Origin of the sequence: Haloechinothrix halophila YIM 93223 (assembly GCF_000504245.1) — a bacterium.
GTDB classification, from domain to species: domain Bacteria; phylum Actinomycetota; class Actinomycetes; order Mycobacteriales; family Pseudonocardiaceae; genus Haloechinothrix_A; species Haloechinothrix_A halophila.
Window position 1 is genome coordinate 4,455,318 of record NZ_KI632509.1, and the last position, 21,539, is coordinate 4,476,856.

A 21,539-nucleotide genomic window follows, 5' to 3' on the forward strand; every position below is an offset into this window, starting at 1 on the left:
CTGTTCAGAACGCCGTGTTCCCCCTGCATGACGCCGTGTCCTGCAGTGCGGACGCCGTGTCCGACACTCGGACAGCTGTGTGCGATATCACGACCGGCGGCGAGCGTCGCGACTGCAGGACACAGCGTTCAGAACGTCGGACACAACGTCGCGACTGCAGGACACAGCGTTCAGAACGTCGGACACAACGTCGCGACTGCAGGACACAACGTCGTGAGCGCAGGACACGGCGTCCCTGGCACTGGCGCTAGGCGCCTTCGCGGACGTGAGAGGACACCAGTGCGGCCAAGCGGTCGCCAATGGCCTTCGTCGTCCCCGGCGAGGAGTGGTCTCGCGTCGCCAGGTCGAACGCCACCGAGGCCTCGATCCTGCGTGCCGCTTCCTTATAGCCGAGGTGGTCCAGCAGCAGGGACACCGACAGCACGGCGGCCGTCGGGTCCGCGATGCCCTGACCCGCGATGTCCGGAGCGCTGCCGTGCACCGGCTCGAACATGCTCGGATTGGCCCTGGTGACGTCGAGATTGCCGGAGGCGGCGAGCCCGATGCCGCCGGTGATGGCCGCGGCCAGGTCAGTGACGATGTCGCCGAACAAGTTGTCCGTGACGATCACATCGAACCGCGACGGGTCGGTCACCATGTGGATGGTCGCGGCATCGACGTGCTGATAGTCGACCGTGACCTCGGGGTGCTCCAGCGACACCTCCTCCACGATCCGCGACCACAACGACCCCGCGTGGGTGAGCACATTGGTCTTGTGCACCAACGTCAGATGCCGCCGGGGCCGCTGCGCCGCCCGCGCGAAGGCGTCCGAGACGACCCGCTTCACGCCGAACGCCGTGTTGAGACTGACCTCGGTGGCGATCTCGTGCTCGGTGTCCTTGCGGAGGATGCCGCCGTTGCCGACGTACGGGCCCTCGGTGCCCTCGCGGACGACGACCATGTCGATCTCGCCGGGGTCCATGATGGTGCCGCGCACACCGGGGTACAGCCGGGCTGGCCGCAGGTTCACATGGTGGTCCAGTTCGAAACGCAGCCGCAGCAGCAGACCGCGCTCCAAGATGCCGCTCGGCACCGTGGGGTCGCCGACCGCGCCAAGCAGGATGGCGTCGTGCTGCCGGAGCTCACCGAGCACCGACTCGGGAAGCAGCTCGCCGGTGGAATGCCAGCGTGCCGCACCGAGGTCGTAATTGGTGGTCTCCAAGTCAAACGCCGATGGCGCGACTTCGGCGAGCACCTTCAACGCCTCGGTCACAACCTCGGGCCCGATCCCGTCACCCGGGATCACCGCGAGCCGCATCCAACACCTCCATGTACTAAGGCCTGCACGTCGTCCGGCTTCCCCAGCCACGGCAGGTTACCGGTCCAACACACCATCCGTAACCTCGCCACCCCTGGCAGAGACCGAGATCGCAGTGCGCATCACTCAAACGGGGCAGCGCACTGCGATCCGGTAATCCTGCCACCGTGATCACGGACACGGTGGGGTGGTCAACATGGGTGTCAGGGGAAGGTGACGGCCCGCACGGTCGAGGCGCCAACGGTAGAGCCGATCGGGCCGAGCACGTCGGCGTCGACCGAGCGGTCCACGCGCAGCAGCATGACGGCGTCCGAGCCGTCGGTGGTCTGACTGATCTGGGCGGCTTCGATGTTGACGCCGGCCTCGCCGAGCAGCGTGCCAACACGGCCCATGACACCAGGGCGATCCGGGTACTCCAGCAGCAGCATGTGGCCCTCGGCGCGGATGTCGAAGTGGCGGCCGTTGACCTCGACCAGCTTCTCCACCTCGTCGAGGCCGGTGATGGCACCGGACACCGACAGCGCGGTGCCGTCGGCGTGCACGGCGCGCACGGTGACCTCGCTGCGGTAGATGACGCTCTCCGGCTGCGTCGAGACCTCGACGCTGACGCCGAGGTCGTCGGCGAGCTGCTGCGCGTTGACGAACGTGACCTGGTCCTCGACCACGGCGTCGAACACGCCGCGCAGCGCGGCGAGCGAAAGCACGCTGACGTCCTCGCTGGCCAACTCACCGGACACCTGCACGGCGACCGACGTCGGTGGCTTGGTGGAGAACGCCGAGAGCACGGTGCCGAGCTTCTGCGTCAGCGGCAGGTACGGCCGCAGCTCATCGCTGACGACGCCGCTGGCGACGTTGACCGCGTCGGGCACGAAGTCGCCCCGCAGCGCCAGCTTCACCGACTTCGCGACGTCGGTGCCCGCCCTGTCCTGCGCCTCGGCGGTCGACGCGCCCAGGTGCGGCGTGACAACGACGTTGGGCAACCCGAACAGCGGGCTGGAGGTGGTCGGCTCGGTGACGAACACATCGACGCCCGCGCCACCGACATGGCCGTCGGCAACCGCCTTGGCCAGGGCTTCCTCGTCGACGAGGCCACCACGCGCCGCGTTGATGACGATGACGCCCTGCTTGGTCTTAGCCAGCGCATCCGCGTCGATCAGACCCTTGGTCTCCGGCGTCTTGGGCAGGTGGATCGAGATGATGTCGGCGCGCGACAGCAGCTCATCGAGCGAGACGAGCTCGATGCCGAGCTGCTTGGCGCGCGCGGCCGACACGTACGGGTCGTAGGCGATCAACTCGGTGTCGAAGGCCGCGACACGGTGTGCGAACAGCTGGCCGATCTTGCCGAGTCCGACGACACCGACGGTCTTGCCGTTCAGCTCGACGCCGGTGTAGGAGCTGCGCTTCCACTCCCCGCCCTGCAGGCTCTGGTTCGCGGCAGGCACCCGGCGCAGCACCGAGAGCAGCAGCGTGACGGCGTGCTCGGCAGCGGAGACGATGTTCGACGTCGGGGCGTTCACCACCATGACGCCGCGCTCGGTCGCGGCGGGTACCTCGACGTTGTCGAGGCCGACACCGGCGCGCGCGACCACCTTGAGCTTGTTGGCCGCGGCGAGAACTTCGGCGTCCACCTTCGTCGCGGACCGCACCAGCAGCGCGTCGGCGTCCGCGACCGCTTCCAACAGTGCGGGCCGGTCGGTGCCATCGACACGGCGGATCTCCACCTCATCACCGAACACCTCAACAGCGGACGGCGCGAGCTTCTCAGCAAGCAGGACAACAGGGCGAGTAGCGCTGGTCACGAAACGACTCCGGTCGGTTGTGGCGTGCACAGGAAAGGGCGAGAGCGCGCTCAGCGGGCGCTGGGAACCTCTCGCGGCGCGTTACCACGGTGTAACGCGCAACAGGGGTGAGTCTAGCCAGCAGAACATCCCCGTTCGACCCTTGAGCGCCGGTGTGTGCGAAACCACCGCATCAGGGGGCACAACCACTGGTGACAGAGCCGCACGGCGTTCCACTGACTGGGAACCGGCTCCGACCAGCGAGGACGTCGCCCGCGGCGGCCCCGCCGAGCCGCCGTCACCACGGCGTGTCGAACTCGCCATCCTTGGCTCCAGCGATGAACGCCCGCCACTCACTTGGAGTAAAGATGAGCGTGGTGTCAGCTTGCCGAAGCGCCACATAGGTCAGCCCGTCGGTATGCGGGACGAAGGCGATCTCGAACGGCTCGCCGACATCGGCAGGGCTGTCGCCGGCCGCGACGGGACGCTGCCAGTGCGCCCCGCTGAGGTCGATCTCGCCCCGGATCGCGGCCTTGTCATCGTCGGCATCGTCGGCATCGGCACCCCCAGTCGCATTCTTCGCACCCCCCGGATCGTCTGTCATGCCGGTCACGGTAACCCGCATCGGCCCAGCTCACAGTAGGTGAGACAAGGCGCGACGCGGGATCACCGTGTCAGCCAGCGCCGCGCTATACCGTCTGTGCCCGCAGGGGTGCCCCGATCTGGTGCAAATACCGCAGCACGTGGCCGTAGGAGCGGAACCAGCCACACTGACTGTAGGAAATGCCGTGCTCGGCGCAGAACCGCTGCACGATTCGCTGAGCGTGCCGCAGGTTGGGCCGGGGCATGGTCGGGAACAGGTGGTGCTCGATCTGGTAGTTCAGCCCACCGAGCGCGAAATCGACAACCCGGCTCCCGCGCACGTTGCGCGCCGTCAGCACCTGCTTGTGCAGGAAGTCCAGCTTCTGTCCCTCGGGGACCGTAGGCATGCCCTTGTGGTTGGGCGCGAATGAGCAGCCCATGTACAGGCCCCACAGCCCCTGGTGCACCACGATGAACAGCACCGCGATCCCCGGAGAGAGAACGAGGAACAGCACCGTCGTGTAGACGGCGATGTGCGCCACCATCAGCGCCCCTTCCAGGGCGCGTAGCCGCACCTGGCCACGTAGGATCGCGATCGCGCCACCGACGCGCAGGTTCAGCCCTTCGAGTAACAGCAGCGGGAAGAACAGCACCGCCTGATACTTCGCGATCCACCGCAGTATGCCGCGCTTGGTGCCCGCCTGGCCGTTGGTGAACGCGAGTGCGGGAATCTCGATGTCGGGATCAGAACCCTCGTGGTTCGGGTTCGCGTGGTGCTGATTGTGCTGCTTGAGCCAGGAACCGTAGCTGAGCGCGACCAGCCCGCCATGCATATAGCCGACGACGTCGTTGAGCTTCTTGCTGCGAAAGATCTGCTTGTGGCCAGCATCGTGGCCGATGAAGGCAAGCTGCGCGAACACGATCGCGAGGAACGCCGCGATGAACAGCTGCCACCAGGAGTTCCCGATGAAGGCGAAGGCGACCCATGCCCCGGCCAGCATCAGCAGGTTCACGGCGATCCTGGCCGCGTAGTAGCCGTACCTGCGTTTCAGCAGGCCGGCGGATCGGATGCTGCGGGTCAGCTCGGCGAAGTCGCTCGGTTTACGAGCAGGCGTAACTGTAGGGGTGGAGGAAGTAATGGGAGTCACCTAGATTTCGTGTTGGAACCCCAGACACCGTCCACGATACGCCGATATGCGCTCACAGCGTCAAACATCAGCCGAAGGGCGGCACCCCACCGTGGCGGTGCCGCCCTTCGCGCGTTCCGTGCTATGTCATCGGATTACTTCATCCAGGCCATCAGGCCACGCAGCTTCGTGCCGACTTCCTCGATCGGGTGCTTCGCGCCCTGCTCGGCGAGCTTGGTGAAGTTCGGGCGGCCCGCTTCGTCCTCGGCGACCCATTCCTTCGCGAACGTGCCATCCTGGATCTCGCCCAGGATCTTGCGCATGTCCTCCTTGACCTGCGAGCCGATGACCCGGGGGCCACGGGTGAGGTCGCCGTACTCCGCGGTGTCGGACACCGAGTAGCGCTGGCCAGCGATGCCGCCTTCGTAGATCAGGTCGACGATCAGCTTCACCTCGTGCAGCACCTCGAAGTAGGCGATCTCCGGGGCGTAACCCGCCTCGGTCAGCACCTCGAAGCCGTTCTGGATCAGCGCGCTGATGCCACCGCAGAGCACCGCCTGCTCACCGAACAGGTCGGTCTCGGTTTCTTCCTTGAACGTCGTCTTGATGACACCCGCACGAGCACCACCGATCCCGGCGGCGTAGGAGAGCGCCAGCGCCTCGGTCTTGCCGTCCGGGTCCTGCTCGACGGCGATCAGGCACGGCACGCCCTTGCCGTCCACGAACTGACGGCGAACGAGGTGACCGGGGCCCTTCGGCGCGACCATCGCGACCGCGACGTCCGACGGCGGCTGGATCAGGCCGTAGCGGATGTTGAAACCGTGGCCAAAGAACAGCGCGTCACCCGACTTCAGGTTCGGCGCGATGTCCTCGGCGTAGATCTTGCGCTGCGCGGTGTCCGGCGCGAGGATCATGATCACGTCGGCCTCCGCCGCCGCCTCCGACGGCGTGACCACGCGCAGGCCCTCTTCCTCAGCCTTGGCGCGGGACTTCGAGGTCTCCGGCAGGCCGACGCGCACGTCGACCCCGGAGTCACGCAGGCTCAGCGCGTGCGCGTGCCCCTGGCTGCCGTAGCCGATGACGGCCACCTTGCGGGACTGGATGATGCCGAGGTCGGCGTCGTCGTCGTAGAACATTTCCACTGCCATGAGGGCTGCTTACTTCCTTTCCTGCTTCCAAGCATCGGCCGCGGCGGCACCAGGTGGGCCAGCGCGGCCAGGTCTGACTAGCGGGTCGACGTGGCCGTGATGGACTTCGCGCCCCGACCGACGGCGACCATGCCCGACTGCACCAGCTCCCTGACCCCGTAGGGCTCGAGCATGCGCAGCAGCGCGTTGATTTTGTCTGCGGTGCCGGTCGCCTCGACGGTCAGTGCCTCTGGCGAGACGTCGACCACCTTCGCGCGGAACAACTGCACCGTCTCCAGTACCTGACTGCGCACGGTCGCATCGGCGCGCACCTTCACCAGCAGCAGCTCACGCTGCACCGACGTCTGCGGGTCAAGCTCGACGATCTTGATGACGTTGACGAGCTTGTTGAGCTGCTTGGTCACCTGCTCAAGCGGCAGGTCCTCGACGGCGACGACGATCGTCATCCGCGAGACTTCGGGGTTCTCGGTCGGGCCGACCGCGAGTGATTCGATGTTGAACCCACGACGCGAGAACAGGCCGGCCACGCGCGCGAGCACACCGGGCTTGTTCTCGGTCAGCACGCTCAAGGTATGAGTACTCACGTCATGCTCCCTCGAATAGTATCCGCCGCCAGCATCGCCTCAGACCTCGTCGTCCTCGAACAGCGGGCGGATGCCTCGCGCGGCCATGATCTCGTCGTTGCCGGTTCCCGCGGCGACCATCGGCCACACCTGGGCGTCCTTGCCGACGATGAAGTCGATGACGACCGGCCGGTCGTTGATGTCCATCGCCTTCTTGATCACGTCGTCGACCTCGTCCTTGGCGTCACACCGCAGCCCGACGCAGCCCATCGACTCAGCGAGCAGCACGAAGTCGGGGATGCGGTGGGCGTGGGTGCCGAGGTCGGTGCTGGAGTAGCGCTCGGCGTAGAACAAGTTCTGCCACTGGCGCACCATGCCCAGGTTGCCGTTGTTGATGACCGCGACCTTGATCGGGGCACCCTCGATCGCGCAGGTGGCAAGCTCCTGGTTGGTCATCTGGAAACACCCGTCCCCGTCGATGGCCCACACCTGCTTGTCGGGATACGCGAACTTCGCGCCCATGGCCGCGGGCACCGCGAAGCCCATCGTGCCGAGGCCACCGGAGTTGATCCAGGTGCCTGGTTTCTCATATCCGATGAACTGGGCCGCCCACATCTGGTGCTGGCCGACGCCAGCGGCGTAAAGCGCATCCGGCCCGACAAGCGAGCCGATCCGCTCGATCACGTACTGCGGGGCCAGCGAGCCGTCGGTGGGCCAGTCGTAGCCAGCAGGGTAGGTGTCCCGCCACGACTCGATCTGCGTCCACCACGCGTCGTACTTACGCTCGCCGTCGCGGTCGATCTCGGCCTTCACCGCGGCGATCAGCTCATTGATGATCTCCGCGCAGTCACCGACGATCGGAACGTCAGCCTTACGGTTCTTGGAGATCTCCGCCGGGTCGATATCGGCGTGCACGACCTGCGCGTCCGGCGCGAACGACGACAACTGGCCGGTCACCCGGTCGTCGAACCGGGCGCCAAGCGCGACAAGCAGATCCGAGCGCTGCATCGCGGCGACCGCGGCAACCGAACCGTGCATGCCGGGCATACCGAGGTGCTGGGCGTGCGAGTCAGGGAACGCACCGCGCGCCATCAGCGTCGTCACCACCGGAATGCCGGTCAGCTCGGCCAGCGTCTTGAGCTGCTCCGCTGCCTTCGCCTTGACCACACCGCCACCGACATAGAGCACAGGGCGACGCGCGGACATCATCAGCCGCGCCGCTTCCCGCACCTGCTTGCCGTGTGGACGCAGCGTCGGCCGGTAACCGGGCAGCTGCATCTCAGGCGGCCAGACGTACGCGGTCTGCTCTTGCAGGACGTCCTTGGGGATGTCGACGAGAACCGGACCCGGCCTTCCGGTGCTCGCCAAATGGAATGCCTCCGCGATCGCGGCCGGAATATCAGCCGGATCGGTGACCAAGAAATTGTGCTTCGTGATCGGCATGGTGATGCCGCAAATATCGGCTTCCTGGAATGCGTCAGTACCGATCAGCGCACGGGTCTGCTGCCCGGTGATCGCCACAACCGGAACGGAATCCATATTGGCGTCAGCCAATGGAGTGACAAGATTCGTCGCGCCCGGCCCCGACGTCGCCATGCAGACACCGACCTTGCCGGTCGCCTGCGCATATCCCGTCGCCGCGTGACCGGCACCCTGCTCGTGCCGGACGAGCACGTGGCGCACCTTGGTCGAGTCGAGCAGCGGGTCGTACGCGGGCAGGATCGTGCCGCCGGGAATGCCGAACACGACCTCGACACCGACCGCTTCTAGCGAGCGCACCAGCGACTGCGCGCCGGTGAGCCGTACGGGAGCACCGGCCGGTGGTGCTGGCTTGGGTCGGGTACCTGGCTTCGCCTCGCGCGCTGCGGGCTCCTGCCCTGCGCGCGAACTCGGCCGCGAGGTGGCGCTTGTCATCGGATCTGCCTCGTTGGTCGTGGTTATCGAGTTTGATTATCGCCTATGGTGCCGGGTTCGGACGCTTGGGCCATTCACCGTTCCCGGTCTCCCTTCATCCCGCGTGACTACCGTCAGCGGGCTGGCGATAGTCAGTCGTAGATCGTCCGAGTCGTGAAACAGCGTCCAACGAAAAAACCCCCGCCGACCGAAAGGTCGCACGAGGGTCGCGCGTCGACGCAGCCAGCGGCTTCTTTCACGCGTCGACGCGCGAAAGAAGTACGAGGCTCGTCAGCTGTTCCACGCCGCAAACGCTACTGTTCCGCGCGTGCGAGTGTCAACTCTGCGGGATCGAGTTCCCGGATACTGAGAGCACCGCCACGTGGCGGGACCCCGCGTGACGACGATTTCGCCCGTCACGGCACCATCTACGAGTGAGCAGTACCCCGAACAGTGAGTCAGAAGCGGCCGCAGCGGCGCCCAAGCGCGCCATCTTCCGGATGCCGGGCGTCACGATCTTCGCCGCGTTCTTCGTCATGCTCTGCGCCACGCCGCTGGCATGGTCGGCCCTCTGGCTTACCCCGGTCTACCTGCTTCCGATCTCCTACATCGTCTGGGTCGTGCGCACGCGAACCGTGGCCGACGCCGACGGGCTCACCGCGCGGACCATCTTCAGCAGCAGGCGACTGGCCTGGTCGGAGCTGAAGGGACTGACGATCACCTCGCGCGCCGAGGTCCGTGCCGTGCTCACCGACGACTCAGAGGTGCGCCTGCCGACGGTGCGCACCAGGCACCTGCCCGTGCTCGCCTACGTCAGTGGCGGACGCGTCACTGACCCGACGACGCACGAGGCAACGCCGGAAGAGCCGTCAGAGCAGGATCAGCAGGCACCTTCCCAGGAGTAACGATGCCCGAACTGCGCTCCCGCACCACCACCCACGGCCGCAATGCGGCAGGCGCCCGCGCGCTGTGGCGTGCCACCGGCATGACCGACAGCGACTTCGGCAAGCCGATCGTGGCCATCGCCAACTCCTACACGCAGTTCGTGCCCGGCCACGTGCACCTGCGCGACCTCGGCGACATCGTGGCCGAAGGCGTCCGCGAGGCGGGCGGGGTGCCGCGCGAGTTCCACACCATCGCCGTCGACGACGGCATCGCCATGGGCCACTCCGGGATGCTGTACTCGCTGCCGTCGCGCGAAGTCATCTCCGACGCGGTGGAGTACATGGTCAATGCGCACCAGGCCGATGCGCTGGTGTGCATCTCCAACTGCGACAAGATCACCCCGGGCATGCTCAACGCGGCGATGCGGCTCAACGTGCCGGTGGTCTTCGTCTCCGGCGGGCCGATGGAGGCGGGCAAGGCGGTCGTCGTGGAGGGTGTCGCACAGGCACCGACCGACCTCATCACCGCGATCGCTGCGTCCGCCAGCAGCGCCGTCGACGACGACGGGTTGTCCGAAGTGGAGCGTTCGGCGTGCCCGACGTGCGGCTCCTGCTCCGGGATGTTCACCGCGAACTCGATGAACTGCCTGACGGAAGCGCTCGGGCTCGCGCTGCCGGGCAACGGCTCGACACTGGCCACCCACGCGCTGCGCCGGGAGTTGTTCTCCGACGCCGGGCGCACCGTTGTCGACCTGGCGACCCGCTACTACCGCGACGGCGACGAGTCCGTGCTGCCGCGCTCGATCGCGAACCGGGCAGCGTTCGAGAACGCGATGGCGCTGGACATGGCGATGGGCGGCTCGACGAATACCGTGCTACACGTCCTCGCCGCCGCCCAGGAGGGCGAGATCGACTTCACCATCGACGACATCGACGAGATCGGCAAGCGCGTGCCGTGCTTGAGCAAAGTCGCGCCGAACTCCGACTACCACATGGAGGACGTTCACCGAGCTGGCGGAATCCCGGCGATCCTCGGTGAGCTGTACCGGGGTGGCCTGCTCAACACGGGGGTGCGCGCGGTGCACGCACCGTCGCTGGAGCAGTGGCTCGGTGAGTGGGACATCCGGGCGGAGAAGCCGAGTGAGCGGGCAGTGGAGCTGTTCCACGCCGCTCCAGGCGGGGTCCGCACCACGCAGGCGTTCTCCACGGAGAACCGCTGGTCCAGCCTGGACACCGACGCAGAGGGCGGTTGCATCCGCGACGTCGCGCACGCCTACACCGCCGACGGCGGGCTCGCCGTGCTGCGCGGCAACCTCGCCGAGAACGGCGCCGTGATCAAGTCGGCGGGCATCGACGAGGAGCTATGGCGCTTCCAGGGCCCGGCACGGGTCGTGGAGAGCCAGGAGCAGGCGGTCTCGGTCATCCTCGGCAAGCAGTTGCAGCCGGGCGAGGTGCTCGTGGTGCGCTACGAAGGCCCGTCAGGCGGGCCTGGCATGCAGGAGATGCTGCACCCAACCGCGTTCCTCAAAGGCTCAGGGCTGGGCAGGAAGTGCGCGCTGATCACAGACGGCCGGTTCTCCGGTGGCTCGTCGGGCATCTCCGTCGGCCACATCTCGCCGGAAGCCGCCGCCGCGGGCACGATCGGGCTCGTCGAGGACGGTGACCAGATCCTCATCGACGTCCGCGAGCGGCTGCTGTCGTTGCTTGTCGACGACGACGTCCTCGCCGAGCGCCGCGCGAAGATGGCGGCGTCCGAACACCCGTGGCAGCCGGTGGACCGGAACCGCCCGGTGACCAAGGCGCTGCAGGCCTACGCCCGGCTGGCGACCTCCGCCGACACCGGCGCGGTGCGGGACCCGAGCCTGTAGGGCACGGACACGCTCGCGGCACGGAGTTGATCTACTTCCCCTGCCGTGCGACCACATCACGTCCGGCTTGTCCGGTTCTGGTGGTCGCAGCACAGGGGAAGTAGATCAACTCAGCGGAGCCGCACGCTCAGCGCGCCCCTCAGCGGAACAGCACCAGCACCGCGACCGCCGCGCCCGCGGCGAGCAACACACCGACGATGCCGAACGGAACCGGCTTACGCCGCCACGTCGTCGCGACATCGACCGCGATCCTGCCTGGGCCAGTGAACAGCAGCGCCAGCGCTGCGGCACCGGTCATCAGCGGGAAGGCGTAGCCGGGCAGCTGTGCGCCATCGACCTGCACGAGCGGGAAGTAGCCGATCTCGCGGTGCAGGTACACCGCGGTAGACGTGATCGCGAGGATCGCCGCCGCCGCGAGCGGGCTGAACATACCCAGCACCAGCAGACCGCCCGCGCCCACCTCGGTCATCCCGAGCAGCCATGCCAGCAACGTCGTCTGACTGGTGAAGCCGTTCGCGGCAAGCCCGTCGGCAACGCCGTCCATACCAGGCCCGCCGAACAGGCCGAACCGGTACAGCCCGTGCAGCAATGCCGTGCCGCCGACCGCGACTCGCAATATCAGCAAGCCGACGTCGAGTCCGGCGTGCCATCTGGTGACGGGTTCCTGCTCCTCTTCGACCGAGTCGTAGTCGTTGAGAAGATGTGCTGGCTCGTCGCGATGGCGTCGGCCACCCGAACTGGGGGTTTCGGTGGGTTCCTGACCGTAGAGCTCGTCGTGTGTGCTCATGGCCGGTCACACTAGCCAATGACGGGTGCGATTGGACACTCACCGTGGCACTTCGGCGCGTGTTCTTACCCCAATTGGGTGGCCAACTCGACCAGGGCACCCGGAGTAGCACTCACGGGACATTCACGGCCATCGCCGTACCCTCGGTACCTGTGCGGATCCGACACCGGCCCCTGCGTCGCGGCTACACGGTGCTGGCCGTATCACTCGCGCTGATGCTCAGCGGCTGCGCGGAATTCGACGACACCGCCGCGTCCGAGACGGCATGGCGCACGCCACCGGAGCTGACCGCGGAACAAGGCCCACAGCCGGAGGGCCGCCGGCCACCGCGGACCGGGCCGGACCCCCAGCAACGCGACATCCCACCGCCGGATGGCTGCACCGACCACGATCCCGCGGTGCTCGCCACCTGCCTCGACACCGTCACCGCCGTCGCCGCGATCGCGGGCACCAAGACGCCGATGGCGATCGCGGGCGAACGCCGCACCGGCAGGGTGCTGCGGGTAGAGCAGGGTGAGAAGCCGCAGGTGATCGCGAAGCTGAAGGTCTCAGCGGCCGGGGGCGGCGGGCTGACCGGCCTCGCACTGTCCTCGACCTACAACGAGGATCAGCTCGTCTTCGCCTACATCACCACGGCGAAGGACAACCGGGTCGTGCGGTTCGGGCCGGGTCAGCGGCCGAGCCCCGTGCTGACCGGAATCCCCAAGGGCCGCAGCGGAAACCGGGGCGTGCTCGCGCCGGACAACAGCGGCGCGCTGCTGGTCGCCACCGGTGATGCGGGCCGCCCGCAGGCCGCGAGCGACCCGGCGTCGCTGGCGGGCAAGGTGCTGCGCATCGACGGCTCCGGCGACCCGGCGCCCGGCAACCCGAATGCCAACTCCCGCGTCATCGCCAGTGGCCTGCACTCCCCCGGCGGCGTGTGCACCTCGGCGGACGGCTCCCGCACCTGGGTCACCGACCGGGCGGATGACGCCGACGCGCTGTACGAAGTCACGCCAGGCGACGAACTGGGCACCGCCGTGTGGAGCTGGCGTACCAAGCCGGGCGTCGCCGGGTGCGTCGATGCGGGTCAGGGCGTCACGATCGCGACGTCGATCGCGGGCAACCTGCAGTTCCTGCCGATCGGGCAGCGCGGGTCGGTGACCGGCAAGCCGACCGTCGCGCTCGACGGCGAGAACGGCTACGGCAGGCTGTCCGGCCTGAGCGTCCTCACCGAGAGCATCGCCGTCGCGGGCACGGTCAACAAGGACGGCGGCAGCCCGGTGTCCAGCGACGACCGTGTGGTCCTGCTGCCGATCCAGCCGGAAGGCGGAGGCGGCGGCAAGGACTGACCACCGCCCGACGTATGGATCTTGATGCGTTGTGGGCCATATGGATCGCCACAACGCATCAAGATCACTGCAGACGAGCGAAGGGCACGGCCCTACTGGCAGCGCTCCAGCACGAGCTCTCGGACGCGCTTGGCGTCGGCCTGCCCCTTCGTGGCCTTCATGACCGCGCCGACGATCGCGCCCGCGGCCTGGACCTTGCCGCCGCGGATCTTCTCCACGACGTCCGGCTGCGTGGCGAGCGCCTCGTCCACGGCTGCCAGCAGCGCCGAGTCGTCCGAGACGACCTCGAGGCCCCGGTCGGCGATGACCTGGTCTGGATCGCCCTCGCCCGCGAGCACCCCCTGTACGACCTCGCGCGCCAGCTTGTGGGTGAGTGTTCCCTCCCCGATCAGCGCGATCACCCGCGCGACCTGCGCTGGAGTGATGGGCAGCTCGGGCAGCTCGGTCTCGCGGGTGTTGGCCTGCTGTGTCAGATACTGCACCCACCAGCTGCGGGCCTCCGCGACGGGCGCGCCCGCGTCCACCGTCATCGCCACCAGATCGGCAGCGCCGGTGTTGAACAGGTCGCGGGTCTCCTCGTCGGTCAGGCCCCACTCCTGCTGGACGCGCTTACGGCGTTCCCACGGCAGCTCGGGCAGCGTGCCACGCAGTTCCTCGACCCACTCGCGGCTCGGCGCGATCGGCACCAAGTCCGGCTCGGGGAAGTACCGGTAGTCCTCGGAGGTCTCCTTGGGGCGGCCGGGCGAGGTCGTGCCGTCCGCCTCCTGGAAGTGCCGGGTCTCCTGCGTGATCGAGCCACCAGCGCGCAGCACCGCGGCCTGGCGGGTCATCTCGTAGCGCACCGCGCGCTCCACACTGCGCAGCGAGTTGACGTTCTTGGTCTCGGTGCGGGTGCCGAACTCCGTCGTGCCCTTCGGCATCAGCGACACGTTGGCGTCACAGCGCATCGAGCCCTGGTCCATGCGCACGTCGGACACGCCGAGCGCGAGCATCAACTCACGCAACGCGGTCACGTACGCCCGCGCGACCTCGGGAGCCCGGTGACCCATACCCTCGATCGGCTTGGTGACGATCTCGATCAGCGGCACGCCGGCGCGGTTGTAGTCCAGCAGCGAGTGCTCCGCACCGTGGATCCGGCCGGTGGCGCCACCGACGTGCAGCGACTTGCCGGTGTCCTCCTCCATGTGCGCGCGCTCAATGCCGACTCGCACGACCTCGCCGTCGTCCAGCACGACGTCAAGGTGCCCGTCGAAGGCGATCGGCTCGTCGTACTGCGACGTCTGGAAATTCTTCGGCATGTCGGGGTAGAAGTAGTTCTTCCGCGCGAATCGGCACCACGGCGCGATCTCACAGTTCAACGCCAGCCCCATGCGGATGGCCGACTCCACACCTTTGCCGTTCATCACCGGCAGCGCGCCGGGCAGGCCAAGGCACGTCGGGCACACGTGGGTGTTGGGCTCGCCGCCGAAGACGTTCGCGCAGCCGCAGAACATCTTGGTGTTGGTGTTCAGCTCGACATGCACCTCGAGCCCGAGCACGGGGTCAAAGTGTTCGAGGACCTCGTCGAAATCTAGGGTCTCTGCGATAGCAGTCACTTACAGCTCCGGGATCTGGTTGATCAACGCGCCACCGGCTGCGGCGTCGCGAGCGGTCTCGTAGGCGGCGGCCACCCGGTACATCCGGTCGTCGGCCAGCGCGGGCGCCATGATCTGCAGGCCGACCGGCAGTCCGTCGTCGGCGGCGAGCCCGCTCGGCACGCTCATCGCGGCGTTGCCGGCGAGGTTGGCCGGGATGGTGCACAGGTCGGCGAGGTACATCGCCATCGGGTCGTCCACCCGCTCACCGATGCGGAACGCTGTGGTCGGCGTCGTGGGCGAGACCAGCACGTCGACCTGGGAGTACGCGGCGGCGAAGTCGCGGGTAATGAGCGTGCGGACCTGCTGCGCCGAGCCGTAGTAGGCGTCGTAGTAGCCGGACGACAGCGCATAGGTGCCGATCATGATCCGGCGCTTCACCTCAGGACCGAAGCCCGCCTCGCGGGAGGCCGACATGACTTCCTCGGCGCTGCGGTCGCCGTCGTCACCGACGCGCAGGCCGTAGCGCATCGCGTCGAACCGGGCGAGGTTCGAGGAGCACTCACTCGGCGCGATCAGGTAATAGGCAGGCAACGCGTAAGCGAAGTTCGGGCAGGAGATCTCCACGACCTCGGCACCCAGCGCGCGTAGCTGCTCCACCGCTGCCTGGAATGAGTCCAGCACGCCCTGCTGGTAGCCCTCACCGCTGAACTCGGTCACCACGCCGACCTTCACGCCGGTGAGATCACCGCTCGCGCCCTGCCTGGCCGCCTCAACCACGTTCGGCACCGGGCTGTTGATCGACGTCGAGTCCATCGGATCGTGGCCCGCGATGACCTCGTGCAGCAGCGCCGCGTCCAGCACGGTGCGCGCGCACGGACCCGCCTGGTCCAGCGACGACGAGAACGCCACGAGACCGTAGCGAGAGACTCCGCCGTAGGTGGGCTTCACGCCGACGGTGCCGGTGACCGCGCCCGGCTGGCGGATGGAGCCACCGGTGTCGGTGCCGATCGCCAGTGGCGCCTCGAACGCCGCGAGCGCGGCCGAGGATCCGCCGCCGGAGCCGCCGGGGATGCGGCTGGTGTCCCACGGGTTGCGGGTCGGACCGTACGCGGAGTTCTCGGTGGACGAGCCCATGGCGAACTCGTCCATGTTCGTCTTACCGAGGATCGGGACACCGGCCTCCCGCAGCTTGCGGGTGACGGTGGCGTCGTACGGCGGCAGCCAGCCCTCGAGGGTCTTCGAGCCGCAGGTGGTCGGCACGCCCTTCGTCGTGAGGACGTCCTTGAGGCCGAGCGGCACGCCTGCCAGCGGCGATGCGGGGGGATTACCCGCAGCGATGTCGGCGTCGACCTTGGCCGCGGCCGCCAGCGCACCTTCGGCGTCGACGTGCCGGAAGGCGTTGAGCTGGTCGTCCACCTTGGTGATGCGGTCCAGGTGCGCCTGCGTCACGTCGACGGAGCTGAGCTCGCCGGAGTGGATGCGCGCCGCGAGTTCGGCGGCGGTCTGCTTAATCACGTTCACTGCTCCTCCCCCAGGATGCGCGGCACGCGGAAGCGGCCTTCCTCGGCGGCTGGTGCGCCGGACAGCGCTTGCTCCTGGGTTAGTCCTTGCCGCACCTCGTCCTCACGGAAGACGTTGGTCAGCTCGACCGCATGCGACGTCGGTGGCACGTCCTGTTCCGTGCCGACGACCTCGCCGACCTTGGCTACGGATTCCAGAATCACGTCGAGCTGCGGGGCGAAGGTGTCGAGCTCTTCGTCGGTGACGCCGAGCCTCGCCAGCTTGGCGAGGTGCGCGACCTCGTCGCGAGATATGTTGGGCACGCGGGTAACCCCCGGATGGTGCGGTTCGTGTTGGACTTCCAGATGCTCGAGTCTATGGCGTGCGGCGCGGAAGTCAGACGGCGGATCCGTTCCCGCGTGACAGTCTGGAACAATTCGCTGCGGCAATCAGGATCCGATGGTTCGGACCTGCGAGCAGTCCTCAGTACCCGAGGGCTCGGACCTGCAAGCAGTCCTCACCGTCCGATGGTTCGGACCTGCAAGCAGTCCTCACACACCAGGGAAGAGGTTCACGTTGTCTTTTCTGATCCGGGTGCAGCTCCCGGACAGCCCAGGATCGCTCGGCGCGGTCGCTTCGGCGCTCGGCATCGTCGACGCGGACATCCTCAGCGTGGACGTCGTTGAGCGCTCCGGCGGCGTCGCCGTCGACGATCTCGTCGTGGACCTCCCGGCAGGCAGCCTGCCGGACGCCCTGATCACAGCGGCGGAGAGCGTGGAAGGCGTCGTCGTCGACGCTGTCCGGCCCTACGCCGGTGTGCTCGACACACACCGTGAACTGGAGCTGGTCGAGGAGATCGCGGGCAGCCCGAAGGAAGGGCTCACGCTGCTCGCCGACGGGGTGCCCAGGATCATCCGATCGGGGTGGGCACTGGTCGTCGGCCACCGCGACAACGAGGTGGTGCGACTCGCGGCATCCAGCGCCGCCCCGGAGGCGCCGATCACCGAACTCCCCTGGTTACCACTCGAACGGGCGACGATCCTGGACGCTGAGGACGACTGGATCCCGTCGACCTGGCGTGAGCTGGGCACTGAGCTGGCCGCGACGCCGCTGGGCAAGCCGGACCGGGCACTGCTCGTCGGCAGGCCGGGCGGCCCGCAGTTCCGCGCCGCCGAGGTGGCCAGGTTGGCGCACCTGGCGGGGATCGTCTCCGTCGTCCTGGACGGCTGAGCCGCGAGTTCCGCGTTACGGGACCGCGAGTTCCGACTTGCGGGGGCCGCTACCCCGCTGCGGCGCCTCCGTCGAGCGCCCTGCGTAGCAGCGTGACGAGCTGTGCCCTGTCCTCCGGCTCGTCGCTGAGCACGGCCTGCATCAGCAGTCCGCACAGCAACACGCCAAGCATCCGACCGGTCACCGGGTCGGTGCGTTCGCTGAGGACGTCGGCGAGCGCGCGGTCCCAGTCGACGGCGGCTTTACGCAGCCGGGGGCGGTGCAGCGCGAGCGCATAGAGGTTGTACTCGGCCATGGTGTCCCCCCGATTGACACTGACCGAGTCGACGACGAAGTCGGCGAGCGCCTCGGCGAGATCGGCGTCCGGTGGCAGGGCGCGCTCCCACTCCCTGAGCTGCGCGACGCTGCGGTCGGCCGCATGTTGAAGTGCCGCCGCGATCAGGTCGTCCAGGGTCGCGAAGTGATACGTCGTCGAGCCGAGTGGCACCTCGGCCGCGGCGGCCACCCTCCGATGGGTGAGCGCGTCGACCCCCTGCTCGCCAATCACCTTGATGGCCGCCCGCGCGATGCGGCCTCGCCGGTCGGGGTCCGTCGGGCCGCGCTGCCTGCGCTTGGCGGGCACCTCGCTTGTCGTCATGACTCTGTGTTGTCCCCTCACTGCCGCTGAACGTCCCTGAAAGCCCTCGTAAACCTTCCGATGACCACCGTATCTTGCCCCAGTTGTGGACGCCAGTACACATCTTGTGTACGGTTGTACGCATCCGATGCCAGCAACCACTGGAGGAGCCAGCCCCATGCGCGAGCTGTTCATCGACGGCCGCTGGGTCGACACGACGGGAACGGCCCCGGCGCGCGTCGTCCTCAACCCGGCGAACGCCGCCGAACTGGCCACCGTCTGCGAGGCGGACGAGAAAGACGTCGACGCCGCCGTAGCCGCCGCCCGCCGGGCCTTCGACGACAGCCCCTGGCGCGCCACCACCGCGCGGGAACGCGGCGAGCTGCTGCGCGAGATCGCGCGGCTGCTGCAACGTGACAAAGAACACCTGGCCCGCACCGAAAGCCTCGACACCGGCAAGACGATGGCTGAGGGCAGGGTCGACGTCGACGACGTCACCTCGGTGTTCCGCTACTACGCCAACCTCGCCGACAACGAGGCGGGCCGCGTCGTCGACACCGGCGACGCGAGCGTCATCAGCCGCGTGGTGCACGAACCGGTCGGCGTCTGCTCGCTGATCGCACCGTGGAACTACCCGCTGCTGCAGATGTCGTGGAAGCTCGCGCCAGCCCTGGCGGCGGGCAACACTGTCGTGATGAAGCCCAGCGAGGTCACGCCGCTGACCACGATCGAGCTGATGCGCCTCGTTGAGGAGGCCGGCGTACCGGCGGGCGTGGTCAATCTGGTGCTCGGCGGCGGCGCGAACGTCGGCGCGCCGATGGTGTCACACCCTGACGTCGACCTCGTCTCTTTCACCGGTGGTCTGGAAACCGGCAAGAAGATCATGGCGATGGCCGCTGAGGGCGTGAAGCGCGTCGCACTCGAGTTGGGCGGCAAGAACCCCAACGTCGTGTTCGCCGACGCCGACTTCGACACCGCTGTCGACTACGCGCTGATGGCGGCGTTCGCACACTCCGGCCAGGTCTGCTCGGCGGGCTCGCGGCTCATCGTGGAATCCGACATCCACGACGAGTTCGTGGCGGAACTGGCGCGCCGCGCCGACGCGATCCGGCTCGGCGACGGCCTCGACCCCGCCACCGAGTGCGGTCCGCTGTCCTCGGCCGAGCACCGCGACAAGGTGGAGCGCCACATCGAAGAAGCCAAGACCGAGGGCGCACGACTGGTCGTCGGCGGCCACCGGCCGACCGAGCCGGAGCTGGCCGACGGCTACTTCCTGCGGCCAACGGTGTTCGCCGACTGCGACCGGGAGATGCGGATCGTGCAGGATGAGGTGTTCGGCCCCGTCGTCACGGTGGAGCGGTTCGACACCGAGGACGAGGCGATCCGGCTGGCCAACGACACCGAGTACGGCCTGGCCGGGGCGGTGTGGACTTCCGATGCCTCCCGCGCGCAGCGGGTCGCTGGCGCGCTGCGGCACGGCACCGTCTGGATCAACGACTTCCACCCCTACCTGCCGCAGGCGGAGTGGGGCGGCTTCGGCAAGTCCGGTATCGGGCGCGAGCTCGGCCCATCCGGACTCGAGGAGTACCGGGAGACCAAGCACATCTACCAGAACATCCGCCCGGCGCCGATGCGCTGGTTCGCGGGTCCCGAAGGAGATGCGGCATGAGGACTGCTAGCAGGTCCGAATCATCGGACATGAGGACTGCAGAGCACTACGACTACGTCATCGTCGGCGGCGGCTCGGCGGGCTGTGTGCTCGCCAACCGGCTGTCGGCAGACCCGAACACCAGCGTGCTGGTGCTTGAGGCGGGCAGGCCGGACTGGATCTGGGACCCGTTCATCCACATGCCAGCCGCGCTGACCATGATCATCGGCAACCCGCTCTACGACTGGCGCTACGAGTCCGAGCCGGAGCCCTACATGGGCGGCCGCCAGGTCTATCACGGCCGGGGCAAGGTGCTCGGCGGCTCCAGCTCCATCAACGGCATGATCTTCCAGCGGGGCAACCCGATGGACCTGGAGCGCTGGGCCTCCGATCCCGGCATGAAGAACTGGGACTACGCCCACTGCCTGCCGTACTTCAAACGTATGGAGACCTGCACCGAGGGCGGCGACGACTGGCGTGGCGACGACGGCCCGCTGGTGCTTGAGCGTGGTGAGGCGAAGAACCCGCTGTTCGGCGCCTTCCTGTCGGCGGCCAAGCAGGCGGGTCACCCGGTGACCTCCGACGTCAACGGTTACCAGCAGGAGGGCTTCGCCCGCTTCGACCGCAACATCAACAACGGCCGTCGCTGGTCATCGGCGCGGGCGTACTACCACCCGGTCAAGCGGCGCAAGAACCTCACGCTACGCACCCTCGCGCACGTCAACCGCGTACTGTTCGAGGGCAACCGCGCGGTCGGCGTCGAGTACCGCAGGGCTGGCGTCACCCGTACCGTGCGAGCGGGCGAGGTCATCCTCTCCGGCGGCGCGATCAACACGCCGCAGCTGCTGCAGCTGTCCGGTGTCGGCAACCCGGACGAGCTGCGCCGGTTCGGCATCGACGTCGTCAGCGGGCTGCGCGGCGTCGGCGAGAACCTGCAGGACCACCTCGAGGCATACGTACAGCACGCGTGCACCCAGCCGGTCTCGTTCAACCCCGCGCTCAAGCTGCACAACCGGCCGAAGATCGGGCTGCAGTGGCTGTTCGGCCGCACCGGGCCCGCCGCGACCAACCACTTCGAGGCGGGCGGCTTCGTCCGCGGTAACGACGAGGTGGACTACCCCAACCTGATGTTCCACTTCCTGCCGATCGCGGTGCGCTACGACGGCACGCCGGTGGACGCCGAGCACGGCTACCAGGTCCACATCGGACCGATGTATTCAGATGTGCGCGGCACCGTGAAGATCACGTCGACGAACCCGAAGCAGAAGCCCGCGCTGCGGTTCAACTACCTCTCGACGCCGAACGATCGCAAGGAGTGGATCGAGGCGATCCGCGTCGCCCGCGAGATCATGGCGCAGCCCGCATTCGCGGACTTCAACGGCGGGGAGATCTCGCCCGGCCCCGGCGTGCAGAGCGACGCCGAGATCCTGGATTGGGTCGCCAAGGACGCCGAGACCGCCTACCACCCGTCCTGCACCGCGAAGATGGGCATCGACGAGATGTCCGTCGTCGATCCCGATTCGATGCGGGTGCACGGCACCGAGGGACTGCGCGTCGTCGACGCATCGGCCATGCCGTACCTGACCAACGGCAACATCTACGCCCCGGTGATGATGCTCGCCGAAAAGGCAGCCGACCTGATTCAGGGCAATACCCCACTACCTCCATCCACTGTGGACTACTACCGCCACCGCGAACAGGAGAAGTGAC

Annotated in this window: 18 protein-coding genes; 6 read left to right on the forward strand and 12 right to left on the reverse strand. The window is 67.9% G+C overall.

The genetic code is table 11. The annotated features are described in order from the left end of the window. Positions 1-247 precede the first annotated feature (247 nt). The 7 genes from AMYHA_RS20255 to AMYHA_RS20285 form a co-directional block, all read right to left on the reverse strand. The gene (locus AMYHA_RS20255; RefSeq protein ID WP_034273569.1) at positions 248-1,297 is read right to left on the reverse strand and encodes a 3-isopropylmalate dehydrogenase; all 1,050 of its coding nucleotides are present in this window, start codon (positions 1,295-1,297) and stop codon (positions 248-250) included. A 203-nt stretch (positions 1,298-1,500) separates the two neighbouring features. Next, positions 1,501-3,096 (reverse strand): phosphoglycerate dehydrogenase, encoded by a 1,596-nt coding sequence (serA, locus tag AMYHA_RS20260; RefSeq protein WP_034273571.1) that lies wholly within the window; start codon positions 3,094-3,096, stop codon positions 1,501-1,503. A gap of 277 nt (positions 3,097-3,373) precedes the next feature. Further along, positions 3,374-3,679 carry a DUF397 domain-containing protein gene (locus AMYHA_RS20265; protein WP_051400463.1) on the reverse strand — a complete coding sequence of 102 codons (306 nt, stop codon included), beginning with the start codon at positions 3,677-3,679 and terminating at the stop codon, positions 3,374-3,376. 85 nt (positions 3,680-3,764) lie between these two features. Next, on the reverse strand, positions 3,765-4,805 hold the full coding sequence (locus tag AMYHA_RS20270) for a fatty acid desaturase family protein (RefSeq protein ID WP_034273574.1): 1,041 nt from the start codon (positions 4,803-4,805) through the stop codon (positions 3,765-3,767). Positions 4,806-4,939: 134 nt separating this feature from the next. Further along, complete coding sequence (gene ilvC, locus AMYHA_RS20275; protein WP_034273576.1) at positions 4,940-5,932, reverse strand: ketol-acid reductoisomerase; 993 nt, start codon at positions 5,930-5,932, stop codon at positions 4,940-4,942. 77 nt (positions 5,933-6,009) lie between these two features. Continuing rightward, positions 6,010-6,516: an acetolactate synthase small subunit gene (gene ilvN / locus AMYHA_RS20280; protein ID WP_034273578.1), complete on the reverse strand. Its 507-nt coding sequence runs from the start codon at positions 6,514-6,516 to the stop codon at positions 6,010-6,012. A gap of 39 nt (positions 6,517-6,555) precedes the next feature. After that, on the reverse strand, positions 6,556-8,409 hold the full coding sequence (locus AMYHA_RS20285) for an acetolactate synthase large subunit (protein ID WP_034273580.1): 1,854 nt from the start codon (positions 8,407-8,409) through the stop codon (positions 6,556-6,558). Positions 8,410-8,822: 413 nt separating this feature from the next. Here AMYHA_RS20285 and AMYHA_RS20290 point away from each other — a divergent pair, with 413 nt between their 5' ends. Together AMYHA_RS20290 and ilvD are read left to right on the forward strand one after the other, a co-directional pair. Beyond that, a complete protein-coding gene (locus tag AMYHA_RS20290) occupies positions 8,823-9,293 on the forward strand; it encodes a PH domain-containing protein (RefSeq protein ID WP_034273582.1) in 471 nt (156 codons plus the stop codon). 2 nt (positions 9,294-9,295) lie between these two features. After that, positions 9,296-11,140 (forward strand): dihydroxy-acid dehydratase, encoded by a 1,845-nt coding sequence (gene ilvD / locus AMYHA_RS20295; protein WP_034273584.1) that lies wholly within the window; start codon positions 9,296-9,298, stop codon positions 11,138-11,140. A gap of 139 nt (positions 11,141-11,279) precedes the next feature. Here the strand turns inward: ilvD and AMYHA_RS20300 are convergent, their stop codons facing one another. Next, positions 11,280-11,927 carry a DoxX family protein gene (locus AMYHA_RS20300; RefSeq protein ID WP_051400123.1) on the reverse strand — a complete coding sequence of 216 codons (648 nt, stop codon included), beginning with the start codon at positions 11,925-11,927 and terminating at the stop codon, positions 11,280-11,282. Between the two features lie 152 nt (positions 11,928-12,079). Between AMYHA_RS20300 and AMYHA_RS20305 the strand changes: the two genes are divergently transcribed. After that, positions 12,080-13,258 (forward strand): PQQ-dependent sugar dehydrogenase, encoded by a 1,179-nt coding sequence (locus tag AMYHA_RS20305; RefSeq protein ID WP_407919892.1) that lies wholly within the window; start codon positions 12,080-12,082, stop codon positions 13,256-13,258. Positions 13,259-13,350: 92 nt separating this feature from the next. Here the strand turns inward: AMYHA_RS20305 and gatB are convergent, their stop codons facing one another. Genes gatB through gatC form a run of 3 tightly spaced genes read right to left on the reverse strand, consistent with a single transcriptional unit; the run spans position 13,351 to position 16,658 of the window. Then, on the reverse strand, positions 13,351-14,853 hold the full coding sequence (gatB, locus tag AMYHA_RS20310) for an Asp-tRNA(Asn)/Glu-tRNA(Gln) amidotransferase subunit GatB (protein ID WP_034273586.1): 1,503 nt from the start codon (positions 14,851-14,853) through the stop codon (positions 13,351-13,353). Then, positions 14,854-16,356, reverse strand: coding sequence for an Asp-tRNA(Asn)/Glu-tRNA(Gln) amidotransferase subunit GatA (gatA, locus tag AMYHA_RS20315; protein WP_034273589.1), 1,503 nt, complete (start codon positions 16,354-16,356; stop codon positions 14,854-14,856). Next, on the reverse strand, positions 16,353-16,658 hold the full coding sequence (gene gatC / locus AMYHA_RS20320) for an Asp-tRNA(Asn)/Glu-tRNA(Gln) amidotransferase subunit GatC (RefSeq protein ID WP_034273592.1): 306 nt from the start codon (positions 16,656-16,658) through the stop codon (positions 16,353-16,355). Before gatC ends, gatA begins: the two co-directional genes overlap by 4 nt. 253 nt (positions 16,659-16,911) lie before the next feature. Here gatC and AMYHA_RS20325 point away from each other — a divergent pair, with 253 nt between their 5' ends. Then, positions 16,912-17,565, forward strand: coding sequence for an ACT domain-containing protein (locus AMYHA_RS20325; RefSeq protein WP_034273594.1), 654 nt, complete (start codon positions 16,912-16,914; stop codon positions 17,563-17,565). A 49-nt stretch (positions 17,566-17,614) separates the two neighbouring features. On the opposite strand, the gene AMYHA_RS20330 is transcribed toward AMYHA_RS20325, so the two are convergent. After that, the gene (locus AMYHA_RS20330; protein WP_034273596.1) at positions 17,615-18,202 is read right to left on the reverse strand and encodes a TetR/AcrR family transcriptional regulator; all 588 of its coding nucleotides are present in this window, start codon (positions 18,200-18,202) and stop codon (positions 17,615-17,617) included. Between the two features lie 157 nt (positions 18,203-18,359). Between AMYHA_RS20330 and AMYHA_RS20335 the strand changes: the two genes are divergently transcribed. Continuing rightward, a complete protein-coding gene (locus AMYHA_RS20335; protein ID WP_034273599.1) occupies positions 18,360-19,850 on the forward strand; it encodes an aldehyde dehydrogenase family protein in 1,491 nt (496 codons plus the stop codon). 29 nt (positions 19,851-19,879) lie between these two features. Continuing rightward, positions 19,880-21,538, forward strand: coding sequence for a choline dehydrogenase (gene betA, locus AMYHA_RS20340; RefSeq protein WP_034273602.1), 1,659 nt, complete (start codon positions 19,880-19,882; stop codon positions 21,536-21,538). The last annotated feature ends 1 nt before the right edge of the window (position 21,539 follow it).

Excerpts from the sequence above, each read along its gene's own strand:
- AMYHA_RS20255 (WP_034273569.1), bottom strand. The coding sequence starts at position 1,297 with ATGCGGCTCGCGGTGATCCCGGGTGACGGGATCGGGCCCGAGGTTGTG.
- AMYHA_RS20265 (WP_051400463.1), bottom strand. The coding sequence starts at position 3,679 with ATGACAGACGATCCGGGGGGTGCGAAGAATGCGACTGGGGGTGCCGAT.
- ilvC (WP_034273576.1), bottom strand. The coding sequence starts at position 5,932 with ATGGCAGTGGAAATGTTCTACGACGACGACGCCGACCTCGGCATCATC.
- AMYHA_RS20285 (WP_034273580.1), bottom strand. The coding sequence starts at position 8,409 with ATGACAAGCGCCACCTCGCGGCCGAGTTCGCGCGCAGGGCAGGAGCCC.
- ilvD (WP_034273584.1), top strand. The coding sequence starts at position 9,296 with ATGCCCGAACTGCGCTCCCGCACCACCACCCACGGCCGCAATGCGGCA.
- AMYHA_RS20300 (WP_051400123.1), bottom strand. The coding sequence starts at position 11,927 with ATGAGCACACACGACGAGCTCTACGGTCAGGAACCCACCGAAACCCCC.
- AMYHA_RS20330 (WP_034273596.1), bottom strand. The coding sequence starts at position 18,202 with ATGACGACAAGCGAGGTGCCCGCCAAGCGCAGGCAGCGCGGCCCGACG.
- AMYHA_RS20335 (WP_034273599.1), top strand. The coding sequence starts at position 18,360 with ATGCGCGAGCTGTTCATCGACGGCCGCTGGGTCGACACGACGGGAACG.
- betA (WP_034273602.1), top strand. The coding sequence starts at position 19,880 with ATGAGGACTGCAGAGCACTACGACTACGTCATCGTCGGCGGCGGCTCG.